Origin of the sequence: Haemophilus sp. HMSC066D02 (assembly GCF_001810545.1) — a bacterium.
GTDB lineage: Bacteria > Pseudomonadota > Gammaproteobacteria > Enterobacterales > Pasteurellaceae > Haemophilus_D.
Window position 1 is genome coordinate 1 of record NZ_KV801828.1, and the last position, 13,372, is coordinate 13,372.

Below are 13,372 nucleotides of genomic sequence, written 5' to 3' on the forward strand. Positions count from 1 at the left end.
GAAAACACTGTGCTTCATTTTGTGGAAAGCCAAGTGAGGCCTCTTTTTCCCCCTCTAAACGCACATTCGCGGATTGCGTTTGCTGGGCTAAAATAGCCGCATCTTGTTCCGCTTGCTGTTTTTGTTGTTGGGCATCGATTTGTTTTTCTACATTTGCATTTGGTGAGCTGGGTGCTGCCAAAGCGAAAGAGGAAATAAATAATAAACTAGAAAGAAAAGAGCGAGATAAGTTCTTCATTATACTTCAGAGATTAAGTTATTGATAAATTTGCAATATGATATCAAAAGTTGTTTTAAAATTCTATAAACTAATATTCTCAATACAAAAGTGCAGTCAGTTTTTAAGAGGTTTTAAAACTCTTTGAAAATTGACCGCACTTTATCTCCGCTTTTTAAATACTATTTCACCAAAACAGATATTTTAAAGTATATTATTAGAAACATTTCCCACTGGAAATAATGGACTCCCTAAATCTAGGGCTAAATTATTTTCTAAAAAAATATTATTTACTTTATCTATAAACATCACCCATCTGTGATCTTTTTCATTAAATTCTTCATATCCATATAAACCACATTCTTCGCATATTTTTACCAATTTAGCTGTACCATCAAAAAACTCACAACTCCATACCTTATGCTGTAATTGTGTACCCAAGCGCTTCCATTCATAAATACCAATAGGCGAATTAGCTAAAAAAGAAGCGTAATCTTCTAATGTACCTGGCTGTTCAGATAAAAAAATTGAACCATTTAAAAACATAATTAAATCACATTTTAAACATCTATAAATAAACTCAATACTTACTTGGTTATACATTATTTCTGCTTCATAGGATATACCTTGTCCATAAGGAAAAAAACTACTAATGGAAAAATCCTCTTGGCTACACCATTGCAACTGTTCATAAAGTCGATTTATATAATTATTCATATTATTACTTCACCTCACTTTTGACTGGAAACTTTAACTTCAATTGCTGATTCCTATTTATATCCCTTAACTCTTGACTATTTATTTCAACAGTTGCAGTTGTAGTAGTTGTCTTTCTGCTAGCATTTCCCGCTGGTCGGTATAAAATTGTCTCCCCCCATTCTTAGCCCCTCCATTAATATCATATCGATGGATTCCATTATCTATTTGAGGCTTGGGTACTTATACCTTTTAGATTCACCAGCATAATTCAGGATAAATAGAACAAATAAAATCAATCCTTACGGCTTCTTCAGGCATTATTGACCACAATAACTCCCCAATTTTCTGGTAAATTTCTTGTTCTTTCATTTTTAATTTCCTATTGGCATATTTTTATGATTCTTTCAAATTGCTTACCATCAACTGAATAAGGTAAAAATCCCAACACCAAAGAATATCACAGAAGTATTGTCTAACCATATCCTCCAAGCATTATAAGATTCACTTAAAGTAAAACACCATAGATAACCTGCCGTTTTTTACAATATATTTGCTATAAAAAATAAGCGGTTATAGAATACCTATAGCAAGCTGAAATTAATGAGATTAAATTGGTATGAATAACGTACAAAAGAAATATTTTATTGGCCTGACCCATTTTTTGGGAAATGTTCTCGGCCCTAAATACGAAGTCGTATTTCATTCTTTTGATAAGAATAAGGCTCATATGGAAGCCATTGCAAATAGCCATGTTAGCGGGCGGACCCTTTCCTCTCCACTTAGTTCTTTTGCTTCAAGTTTGTTGCAGGATAAAGTGTATTTAGATAAGGATTTTATCTTTAACTACAAAGCGGTGGCAGATTCCGAAAAGGTCATTCGAGGTGCAACTTATTTCATTAAAAATGGGGATAAATTAGAAGGCATCCTTTGTATTAATCATGATACCTCTGAGTTGGTTGATGTGATGACCAAATTAATTTCACTAGAAAACCTTGGAAACTTCGTCAATATTTTAGGTATTGATGCAGCCTTTGCTGAAGTGGAAGAAGCCGAAATAATTAATAAAGAAAAACTCGAAAACTCCATCGAAGATATCCTTTGTGAATACCTTGATTTCACCCTATTACATTCCGATAAACCACTCAGTTTAAGACAACGGGAAAACGCCATTAAAGTCTTATTTGATAAAGGTATTTTCAATATCAAAGGTGCCATTCCAATGGTGGCGAAATATTTGAAAATCTCAGAACCTAGCGTATATCGCTATCTTAAAGCAATTAAAGAGAAAGCATAAAAAAGTGCGGTTAAAAACACTCTGATTTTTAACCGCACTTTTTTATTTTAATCGTGTTATTAACCCACTACTTCAGGCAATATACCTAATTTAATTAGGAATGGGATACTCACGATAATAATCCCTAGAATTGAGACAAAGAGTAGGAGCCCTGAACCACCCGGCACACGATAAGGTAAGTTTGGATGTTGATGGCGAGCTTTCCAAACCAATGCTGCCGGCAATACCACTGCATAGAAAGCAAACATTTGTCCTGCATAACCTAATGCAAGGATGAAGCCTTCTGGATAGAAGAATGCAAAGAGCAATGGCGGAAGGAATGTTAAGAAACCTAAACTTAAACGGTTTGCTGAAATATTGAAGGCGCGTTTTAACAAGTCGTCAATACATTCTAGTAAGCCTAGTGCGACCCCTAGGAATGAGGTAATCAGTGCTAAGGCAGAGAAGATTTTCACGACAGCCGCAATAATGGTGCTGCCTGTAATCACTCGAACGGCTTCAATCAATCCATTTAATGTTGGATCTTGATTAAGGATTTCTAAGAATCGGCTTTGGCTTAACACACCGTGAGTAGAAAATTGCCATAAAAGATAACCCACTAATGTGATTGCAGAGCCCACAATAATAGAAAATCTTAAGGCTTTTACATCACCTTCTAAATATTTATTTAAGCAAGGAATTGAGCCGTGGAAACCAAAAGCGGTAAAGAAAACCGGACTAGCCGAAATCAATAGTGCTTTATCAATTGGCATGGCCATTAAGTTATCGATTTTAATTTCTGGAATCATCAATCCAAGCACAATGAATAGCGCTGCAATCATCGCGATAAATAAGAAGCGATTTAAGGCATCCACAAAGCTTGTGCCAATTGCTACGAAGATACCAAAGAAGATCGTAAATGCTAGGATAGAACCTTTCATTTTGAGATCAGGCGTCGCAAAATCAGGTAAAGTTGAAGCAAGAATTGCACCACCACCGGTTACATAGGCGGAAAGTAATGCATAAAGGAAAATCATTAATACGCTAGTTGCGACAATTCGTCCTGGTCGACCAAAATACTGTGCTGCAAGCGTGCCAATACCGGCATCATGTTCAGCGGTTTGATAAACCTCAACAAATAATAATGCGCTATAGGTGAGCAGAATCCATAAAAGAACAAGTAGAACAACTGTAAACGTGAAACCTATTCCTGCAGAGGTGAGAGGCATGGCAAGCATCCCTGCCCCAATCATCGTCCCTGAGGTAATCAAGGTACTTCCCAATGTTTTGTTCATAAGTTTTCTCCTTTCCGATTATCGTAGAAAGGCTAGTCACTTCCTTATTTGACAATACATCAAACTACAATGTCATTAGAATGTTTTCGCATTTTTCTCATTAACCAAATATTTTTTAGATACAAAAAGCCCTTACCCCGTTACTGAGGTAAGGGCGGTAGGCCTATTTTTGTTCAAAACGTGCAGTGAAGAAACGTAATTGTTTTGGTTCATACACGAAACGAAGCCCTTTAATATCCTCTTTATGTTTGAATAAATGGATAATACCATCAGCAACTAAATCCATGTGTGCATAGGTGTAAACACGACGCGGAATAGTAATACGTACAGTTTCAAGTTTTGGATGATGGTTTTCGCCAGTTTTGATATCACGACCAGCTGAAATAATACCACGTTCCATTGTACGCACACCGCATTCAACATAGATTGCTGCCGCTAATGCTTGTGCTGGGAAGTCTTCTTCTTGTTTCAAATGTGGACAGAAACGACGTGCATCTAAGAACACCGCATGACCACCAATTGGTTCAACAATCGGTACACCCGCTGCTTTTAATTTTTCACCGAGATAACGTACTTGTTTAACACGGTGTTCAATGTACTCTTCCTGAGTTGCTTCTTTCAAACCGATCGCCATTGCTTCCATATCACGACCAGCCATACCACCGTAAGACGGCATACCTTCGAACACAACAACCAATTCTTTCGCTTTCATGAACAATTCTTCATCATTCATACATAAGAAACCACCGATATTGGTTAAGCAGTCTTTTTTACCACTCATTGTACAACCATCTGCATAGCTGAACATTTCTTGAACGATAGATTTGATTGAGCGATCTTGATAGCCTGGTTCTTGTTCTTTAATGAAATAAGCATTTTCAATACAACGAGTTGCATCGTAGAACACTTTAATGCCGTGTTTTGCGGTTAATTCACGAACAGCTTTCATGTTTGCGATAGAAACCGGTTGACCACCCGCTAAGTTTACTGTTACCGCCAAGCACACATAAGCAATATTTTCAGCGCCTTTTTCGTTAATTAATTTTTCTAATTTTTTAACATCAATATCACCTTTGAATGGGATATCTAATGTCGCATCATGTGCTTCATCACGAATAATATCGTAGAAAATACCGCCATTGGCTTCTTGGTGGAAACGTGTAGTAGTGAAATACATATTACCTGGTACGTATTGACCCGGTTTAATCGCGATACGAGAAAGAATATTTTCAGCACCACGTCCTTGGTGAGTTGGCACAATATGTTTGAAACCAAATAAGTCTTGAACTGTTTCTTCTAAATGATAGAAGTTGCGGCTACCTGCATAAGCTTCATCACCCATCATAATACCGGCCCATTGACGGTCACTCATTGCATTTGTACCGCTATCGGTTAAAAGGTCGATATAAACATCTTTTGAATCAAGTAAGAAGGTATTGAAGCCTGCCGCTTTCATCGCTTTTTCACGTTCTGATTTTGGTAAGATTGAAACAGGTTCAACACTTTTAATACGGAACGGTTCTGCTGGATAGTATGCCATAATAAATCTCCTATTATGTTAGGTTTAAAGTCCATGATTATTAACCCGCTACTAAAAACATCTATCATCGAGTTGCAAGCATAGTACTGAATTTTTTTCTGTAATACTGTGATCAAAGTCACAAATCAATAAAAATTTATCAAATTTATGTAAAAATATTTCAATTTAATAATTTTATATCAAAAAATCATAAACATACTGATTCTTAGAGCGATTGAACAAGCCAGGTTGGACTATCCCGTTTTCTCAACAGAACAAGTGGACGTAAAAGGAATGGTATTGCAGGCGGGATTGCAATAGGAAGGAGATATTTGGCGGAAGAAGTATCAAAAATACAAAAGTGCGGTCAATTTTTGAGAGGTTTTAAAACTCTTTGAAAATTGACAGCACTTTATAGGTTTACGCTATCTTTAAAAAGAAATTCACATACCATTTTAACGTTATTTTGAACACTATCATTTTTTCATAGTGTGGATACAATCCATAACTTTCAAACTTATGACCTCTCGTTCCTCATTTGTCTTATCAGGAAGATTTTTATATTTCTCATAACATGATTCAAAAGTTTTTTGTTCCTCATATGTCCTTTTAGGTATCACATCCCCATTCCAGAATCGAACAAAATGACTATTAGAAGAAACACATGCTGTCAAAATACTACAAAGTAAAAAGAGACTGAGATTTATCTTTTTCATTTTTATCTCCAAAATATTTTTTCATTTCAACTACTCTAATCTCGCTTAAAAAAGAGAAGATATATCGGCAAAGCAACCACCTGAAATTTTAGAGACATAAGTAAAGCTTCTTTCATAAGAACTGCATATTGCAAATTATTCCTTCCCATATCGAACTGAACTATCACCATAAACAAGAAAAAAATGAATGCAACAGCTATAAAAAACTTTAATATTTTTAAAATCATTATGTTTATCTTCTGTTATACAGTACAACACCCGCAATAAATACACTAATAACTGACGATGAAATTAAAATAAATTCTACATCTTCAAAATTAATATAAAAGGAAATACCTAAATCAGTATGAATTAAAACATAAACATTTCTAACAACTAGAATAGATAAAAATAAAGCCATAGATATATAAATAAAAAATATAATAAAATTTATTAAAAACACCTTAATCATTTATATTTTCTCGCTTATTAAATTTTTTAGTAATAGTGCCGATAACTTATACTACAATCTAGTGATAATTAAACCACTCTCATTAAAAAATAGTTTTACTAATTTTAATGCTTTTTCCTGATAGAAACTCCTCCAACCATCCCATTCTTCAGGTCTTCCTACCATCTCCCACTCATCAAGGGCTAAGGCATTTAATATTTCCATATTAAGCCAGCTATCTAAATGACCATAATCTTTCTCCATTTTATGGACAAACTCGTTATAGAGAAAAATATGACTTGTAATATCTAATTCATTATCTTTCATAGGTAAAATTCATAAAAAATAAATATAAAACCACTACAACTTGGAATCACTAATTTTGTATTATTCATTTTTATTTTTCCTTGAGTATCAAGTTCTCTAAAACTAAAACAGAAAAAAGTCTGGAACTCTTTGTAAGATTTTTTCTGAAAAATCTATTAATTTAAGTTCAATGATCTATCTTCTCTTTAGCTAAAATCGCAAACACTGCAATAACAAAAGCATAAGGATAAACATCTTCTAGAAAATCTACAAAATTTTCTACATGCCCATACCAAACCCACTCGGTTATATATAAAATAATAACACAAGATAAGACAGCAATAGATAATTTAAATATTTCTATAATAAATTTCATTAAATATCCTTATTTTCTTCCTGTAAGAAGATAACTACCTAAAATTGCTGGTATGGGAATCAATAATGATAACAATATCTCAGCCTTTGAAGAAAAAACAACCTTTATAGAAAACTCACCATTGGCTAAAAAATCAAGTAACAAATTTATCGATAGTAATAGCAAAAAAATACAAGGAACTATTAATAAATAAAATTTTATTAGTTTCAATATCATTATTACTCTCCAATTTAATAGTATTCATCAGCAATCATACCAAAATTTGTTCATTCTTAAACCAATTAAACAAGGCATTTGAACTAACTAATTTTCCAAACAGTCAAAGCAATCGTAAAAGGAATGCTTTTACACGCCGGATTGCATAAGTGCTTAGGCAAGCAATCCCGACAAAAATAGAGGAGTAGATTTATGAAATCTAAATTGATGAAAGGGTTAGTGATTGTTGCATTAGCAGGAAGCTTAACCGCTTGTGAAATGGACAAACAACAACGTCATACTGCAACAGGTGCAGCAATCGGCGGTGTAGCCGGTGGTTTATTAGGTGGTGATATTGCCACAACACTCGGCGGCGCGGCATTAGGTGGTGTAATAGGTAGTCAAGTGAATAAAGGCGGAGACTACGATGACAGAGAATATCGCCATCATAAAAAACATAAAAAACATCACCATCACAGAAGACATCGTGATTGGGATGACGACTGGGATGATTAATTCAAAATACAGATAAAAATGACCGCACTTTTGAGATACAAATCAAAGTGCGGTCGTTTTTTAGGGATTATTTATGAATTAATAAGGATTACCACCAGCCAAGGAGTTTCATCCATAATCCACCCACACCAAACCAAATCACTAATGAAAGGATGGAAACAATAAAGCTCACGCCCCACCATTGACCGGTTGAGTTATAACCTGAACCGTATAAAGCAGGGCCAGGACCACCGGCGTATTGTGTTAAACTCATGGATAATGTTGAGGTGTAACCTAAACCAATTGCAGCAATGATTGGTGGTGTACCCACAGCAATAGCCGCAGCCACGAAAGCGAGATACATTGCGGAAATATGCGCCATGGCTGAAGCAAAGAAATAGCGGGTATAGAAGTACACCAACACTAAAATAGTAAAGGCAATTGGCCAGCTGAAACCACCCACAGATGAAGAAATGTGGGTAGAAATCCAAGTAATAGCACCGTATTTATTGAGTGCATTTGCCATCATGACCAATACTGCAAACCAGAACATCGTATCCCATGCGGTGGTTTCTGCTACGATATTTTTCCAGCTCATAATATTGGTTAATAATAAAATCACTAAACCAATAAACGCTGAAATTGTTGCTGGGATATGGAAGACTAAATCACCCACAGTCCATAGGAATAAAAGAAGAATAAAGTCTAGGGCAAGAATCCATTCCGCTTTGCTCATTGGGCCCATGCTTTTTAATTCTTCACGTGCCATTTCTGCCATTTTAGGCGTATCTTTTAATTCTGGCGGATAAATTAAATACACGAAATAAGGCAAGACGATCAAGCTCACAATACCCGGTACAATCGCCCCTAAGAACCATGTCATCCAAGTGATTTCCACACCTTGGCTTTTCGCGAGTTCTGCAATTAACGGGTTACCCGCCATGGCGGTTAAGAACATGGTACAAATAATGGTATCGATTTGAGAGACAGCAATCGCTAAGAAAGCACCTGCACGACGAGCAGTTGGACCCGGTTTGGACTCATATGCATCAGCAATAGATTGCATAATAGGGTACATAATACCGCCCCCACGCGCAGAAGCCGAAGGAATACCCGGACCGATAACGACATCAGCCAACGCCATACCATAGGCCACACCCATCATTTTTTTACCAAAACGACCAACGAAGTACAGCGCGATACGTTTACCTAAACCGGTTTTAATCACCGCGCGAGATAAAAACATAGCAATAGCAATCAACCAAATTGTGCCGTTTGCAAAACCGGATAACATGCCGACATCACCTTGTTTTGGCGAAATTGGCGTAAGCCCAGTCAAGCCACTAATCACTAAGGCAACGAGCGTTGCAGCACCCATAGGCATGGCTTTAGCGATAATAGCCACAATGGTTGCCACAAACAGTGATAGCATTCCCCATGCTTTTGCGGATAAGCCTTCTGGCGTTGGGATTAACCAAATCCCTAAACCAACGATGACGGCTATCAGCAGCCCTTGCCATTTAAAGCCAAGTTTGACTTCTACTGCTGGAATTTTACTTTCCATAGGATAACTCCTAGATAAATGAACAAAAAATAATTCATCACGTATAACGGCCGTGACGCAATCGATTAAATAAACGAGTATAAAGATACCACTTATTTAGTACGAGTAAAGATTTAAGCGCATTTTTTTAATAGAATTGAGTAAAAATTTGATATAAATAAAAAATAAACCGCACTTTGATGGATAAAATCAAAGTGCGGTTTATTTTTAGGTTAGAAAGTGAATGATTAATACATGCCTTCTCGCTCTTCACGGGTGCTGATGAAGATATTTTTCACCTGTGTATAAGCGTCAAGCATCATTTTATGGGTTTCACGACCTATACCAGAGGTTTTATAACCACCGAAAGGAGCTCCAGCTGGTAAACGGTTATAACAGTTCACCCAAACTCGACCAGTTTCAAGTGCACGTGCAACTCGTAGCGCACGGTTAATGTTATATGTCCACACCGCACCACCTAGGCCATAATCACTGTCATTTGCCATTTTAATTACATCTGCTTCATCCTTGAATTTGATTACCACAGCAACCGGACCAAAAATTTCTTCTTGTGCCACGCGTTTTTTGTTATCAGGCGCTAAAATTAAGGTTGGTTGGAAAAATTCGCCTCGAGCCAATGCAGGGTCGGTTGATTTACCTCCACCAAGGATGATTTGACACCCTTCTTCTTTAGCAATATCAACATACTTGCTAATAACCTTAACTTGATTTCCGTTTACTTGCGCCCCCATTTGCGTGTCATCTTCCCAAGGTAAGCCGACTTTAACTTTCTTAAATTCTTCTTTTAGTGCCGCGATAAATTTATCGTAAACGCTTTCTTGTACGAAAATACGTGAACCGGCACAACACACTTGCCCTTGGTTGAAGAGAATTCCTTTTTGTGCGCCCTCCAATGCTTTATCAAATGGCATATCGTCAAAGAAAATATTGGCTGATTTACCACCCAATTCCAAGGTGGATGGAATCAACATTTCAGCAGCAGCTATACCAATTTTTCTACCAATTTCGGTGGAACCGGTGAATGCCAGTTTGTTAAATCCAGTATGGTGCAACATGTATTCGCCAGATTTAGAACCCTTACCAGTAATGACATTGAAGACACCTTTCGGTAATAAATGATTAATTTTTTGAGCTAAGGAAAGTAAGCTCAATGAAGTAGAGGAAGATGGGTGAATCACGACGGTACAACCTGCTGCCAATGCAGGTGCTATTTTCCATGCAGCCATTAAGAACGGAAAGTTCCATGGAATAATTTGACCAACAACGCCAATAGGCTCGCGTAAAATCAACGACAAATCTTCGCTATCCAGTTGGTTTGCGACACCTTCTTCGGCGCGAATAACACTGGCAAAATAACGGAAATGATCTGATGCCAACGGAATATCTGCTGCGCGTGTTTCTCGAATCGGTTTACCGTTATCCAACGTTTCTTGTAAAGCGAATAATTCAGTATTTTCGTCAATAATATCTGCAATTTTATTCAAAATTGTAGCTCGTTCCGTTGCGCTGGTATTTTTCCAGGTTTTAAAAGCCTCTTTCGCAGCATTCACTGCAGCATCGACATCTGCATCCGTAGCGTCAATAAAGGTGGCTAAGGTTTCACCATTTGCAGGGTTATATGCTGTTAAGGTATTACCCTCAGAGCCATTTGTCCATTCGCCGTTGATCAATAAACCATAGTGTTTATCAAAGACATTAAGATCTTTTGTCATCTATTTTCTCCTTTTTTCTACGTTGTGAATCAAAGTAATACCTGATCTTTTTACACCATCAGGTCTTTAATATTTTGTCCGTAAAAGAGGACTATGGGTTGATTTTAGTACAAGACAAGACTTAAAACTGGGAGACAGATCACATTTTGGTGGTGAGAAGGAAAGGTAGAGAAAATTGATTTGATAGGTGAAAAAAAACAAAGTACAGAAAAACTTATTGAAAAAAGACCGCACCTGAATGGATAAAATCAAAGTGCGGTGGCGATTTTCTTCATTTTTGACATAGACACTCCAACTATACAAACGACAAAAGTATAACTATAAATAAGTATTATGGATTGTAGGGATATAGTGAGAAAGAAACTATGATCTTGCTCAATAAAAGGTTAAACAGTCATGAGATAAAAATAAAAAAACACTATATAAATAAATATATAATGTTTTAAATTTAATCTAATTAGGGAAGTTTAAGAATGAAGAAATTGATTCACGTGTTCAAGTACGGCTTTTCTCACGTTATCCTTTTCAAAAAGAATTTCATGTTTTGCTTGAGGTACAAGCATGGATTCTGCATGCGGAAAAAGTGCGGTCAATTTTTCAAGATTTTTGTTATCCACAATTTTTTCTTTTTCTGCTTGTAAAATAAGCACAGGTGTTTCCACTCTTGGAATGATTTTAGGGAGCGCTTTGATTGCATTTAAACACAAATGTACCCAACGGAATGTCGGGCCGCCTAAGTGAATAGCTGCGCGTTTTCGATTAACTCGGTTCATCCATTTCATTCGCGTTTTAGAATGGCTAAGTTCATTAAGGTTTAAATCTGCCGGTTTGTAATGTCCTTTACCAAAAACATATCGATGACCTTGACCAAATGCCATCATCGTTGCAATGATGACTTCATCTCGTAATGGGTGTTTCATGGGAACGCCAAAGAAAGGCGAAGAAAGCACAGCCTTTTTAATATGATGATCGTAATTGGCCAGATAATAGGTGGAAATCAAAGCGCCGAGTGAATGCGCAAGAATATATTGCGCTTGATAAGCATAAAGTGCGGTCGCTTTTTCAATGATTTTTGCCATATCATCGGTATAAAAACGAAACTCATCTAAATGCCCTTTTTGAGGAATAATACGCTGTGAATAGCCTTGTCCTCGGTGATCGAAAAGTAATACATCATAACCTTGTTGGTAAAAGTCGTAAGCTAACTCAGTCCATTTCAGCATATTTTCTGCTCGACCATTCACCAAAATCATCAATTTTCTGACAGTGCTTTCAGGCTGAACCAAATGGCGATAAGCCAATTTGATATTTCGTTCGCCAGAAAGATATTGCGTAGGAAATTGCTCAAAAAAAGGCAATAACTCTGCAAGAGCAAATTGATGAAAATGAGGTTCTCTGATCATAATTTTCTAATGAAAAGGGCGTAGTAAATACGCCCTTTGTAGTGAAAGTAAAACTTATGCCACCAATTGTTTTAAGATACGGCGAACTGGCTCTGCAGCACCCCATAATAATTGGTCACCTACAGTGAATGCCGCTAAGTATTCCGGACCCATTGCCAATTTACGTAAACGACCAACTGGTACGCTTAATGTACCTGTTACTTTAGCTGGGGTTAATTCACGTAATGTGGTTTCTTTGTCATTTGGAATCACTTTCACCCATTCGTTGTGAGACGCTAAAATTTGTTCAATTTCTTCTAATGGTAAGTCTTTTTTCAGTTTGATGGTGAACGCTTGGCTATGGCAACGTAATGCACCAATACGCACACATAAACCATCAACAGGAATTGGATTGTCGCTTAAACCTAAGATTTTATTGGTTTCTGCATAGCCTTTCCATTCTTCTTTAGTTTGTCCTGTTTCTGGAAGAAGTTTGTCAATCCAAGGGATTAAGCTACCACCTAATGCTGCGCCGAAGTTATCCGTTGGGAAACTATCAGAACGCATTTCTGCTGTCACTTTACGTTCAATATCTAAAATTGACGAAGCAGGGTCTTTTAATTCGCTTGAAACTGCTTGTTCTAATAAACCCATTTGTGAAAGTAATTCACGCATATTTTTTGCGCCTGCACCTGAAGCCGCTTGGTAAGTTGCGACAGATACCCATTCCACTAAATCTTTTTCAAATAAACCACCGATAGCCATTAACATTAAGCTCACGGTACAGTTACCACCCACGAAAGTTTTAATGCCTTTTTTCAAGCCTTCAGAAATCACGTGTTGGTTTACCGGATCAAGCACGATAATCGCATCATCTTTCATACGTAGTGCAGAAGCAGCATCAACCCAATAACCATCCCAACCTGTTGCTTTTAATTTTGGATAGACTTCATTGGTATAGTCGCCACCTTGGCAGGTCACGATAATATCTAATTTTTTAAGTTCTTCAATGTCGAATGCATTTTTAAGCTCACCTGCCTCTTTACCTGCAAATACAGGGGCTTTTTGACCTGCTTGAGAAGTGGTGAAGAAAACTGGATTAATATTGGCAAAATCTTGCTCTTGCACCATACGATCCATTAATACGGAACCGACCATTCCGCGCCAACCGATAAAACCGACGTTTTTCATGA

11 protein-coding genes and 1 pseudogene are annotated in these 13,372 nt (G+C 36.9%); 2 read left to right on the forward strand and 10 right to left on the reverse strand.

Annotated elements, in window-relative coordinates; genetic code table 11:
- Nucleotides 1-238, reverse strand: a pseudogene (locus HMPREF2750_RS09040) (ShlB/FhaC/HecB family hemolysin secretion/activation protein); the annotation flags it as partial.
- A gap of 183 nt (nt 239-421) precedes the next feature.
- Entirely contained in the window at nt 422-934 is a 513-nt protein-coding gene (locus HMPREF2750_RS09045) for a hypothetical protein (protein ID WP_070583581.1), read from the reverse strand.
- Nucleotides 935-1,532: 598 nt separating this feature from the next.
- Between HMPREF2750_RS09045 and HMPREF2750_RS09050 the strand changes: the two genes are divergently transcribed.
- On the forward strand, nt 1,533-2,210 hold the full coding sequence (locus HMPREF2750_RS09050; protein WP_070583582.1) for a helix-turn-helix transcriptional regulator: 678 nt from the start codon (nt 1,533-1,535) through the stop codon (nt 2,208-2,210).
- 59 nt (nt 2,211-2,269) lie between these two features.
- On the opposite strand, the gene HMPREF2750_RS09055 is transcribed toward HMPREF2750_RS09050, so the two are convergent.
- From HMPREF2750_RS09055 to HMPREF2750_RS09085, 4 genes are all read right to left on the reverse strand, one after another.
- Nucleotides 2,270-3,484 (reverse strand): aromatic amino acid transporter, encoded by a 1,215-nt coding sequence (locus tag HMPREF2750_RS09055; RefSeq protein ID WP_049384237.1) that lies wholly within the window; start codon nt 3,482-3,484, stop codon nt 2,270-2,272.
- A 163-nt stretch (nt 3,485-3,647) separates the two neighbouring features.
- On the reverse strand, nt 3,648-5,024 hold the full coding sequence (locus HMPREF2750_RS09060; protein ID WP_070583584.1) for a tyrosine phenol-lyase: 1,377 nt from the start codon (nt 5,022-5,024) through the stop codon (nt 3,648-3,650).
- A 1,197-nt stretch (nt 5,025-6,221) separates the two neighbouring features.
- Nucleotides 6,222-6,476: a hypothetical protein gene (locus tag HMPREF2750_RS09080; RefSeq protein ID WP_070583590.1), complete on the reverse strand. Its 255-nt coding sequence runs from the start codon at nt 6,474-6,476 to the stop codon at nt 6,222-6,224.
- 166 nt (nt 6,477-6,642) lie between these two features.
- Nucleotides 6,643-6,831: a hypothetical protein gene (locus HMPREF2750_RS09085; RefSeq protein WP_049384802.1), complete on the reverse strand. Its 189-nt coding sequence runs from the start codon at nt 6,829-6,831 to the stop codon at nt 6,643-6,645.
- Between the two features lie 408 nt (nt 6,832-7,239).
- Here HMPREF2750_RS09085 and HMPREF2750_RS09095 point away from each other — a divergent pair, with 408 nt between their 5' ends.
- A complete protein-coding gene (locus HMPREF2750_RS09095; protein WP_070583595.1) occupies nt 7,240-7,542 on the forward strand; it encodes a hypothetical protein in 303 nt (100 codons plus the stop codon).
- A gap of 88 nt (nt 7,543-7,630) precedes the next feature.
- Here the strand turns inward: HMPREF2750_RS09095 and HMPREF2750_RS09100 are convergent, their stop codons facing one another.
- The 4 genes from HMPREF2750_RS09100 to asd form a co-directional block, all read right to left on the reverse strand.
- On the reverse strand, nt 7,631-9,085 hold the full coding sequence (locus HMPREF2750_RS09100; protein ID WP_070583597.1) for a DASS family sodium-coupled anion symporter: 1,455 nt from the start codon (nt 9,083-9,085) through the stop codon (nt 7,631-7,633).
- A gap of 227 nt (nt 9,086-9,312) precedes the next feature.
- Nucleotides 9,313-10,797, reverse strand: coding sequence for an aldehyde dehydrogenase family protein (locus HMPREF2750_RS09105; RefSeq protein ID WP_070583599.1), 1,485 nt, complete (start codon nt 10,795-10,797; stop codon nt 9,313-9,315).
- A gap of 467 nt (nt 10,798-11,264) precedes the next feature.
- Nucleotides 11,265-12,200: an alpha/beta fold hydrolase gene (locus HMPREF2750_RS09110; protein ID WP_070583601.1), complete on the reverse strand. Its 936-nt coding sequence runs from the start codon at nt 12,198-12,200 to the stop codon at nt 11,265-11,267.
- 54 nt (nt 12,201-12,254) lie between these two features.
- Nucleotides 12,255-13,370 carry an aspartate-semialdehyde dehydrogenase gene (asd, locus tag HMPREF2750_RS09115; protein ID WP_049372011.1) on the reverse strand — a complete coding sequence of 372 codons (1,116 nt, stop codon included), beginning with the start codon at nt 13,368-13,370 and terminating at the stop codon, nt 12,255-12,257.
- Nucleotides 13,371-13,372: the final 2 nt, after the last annotated feature.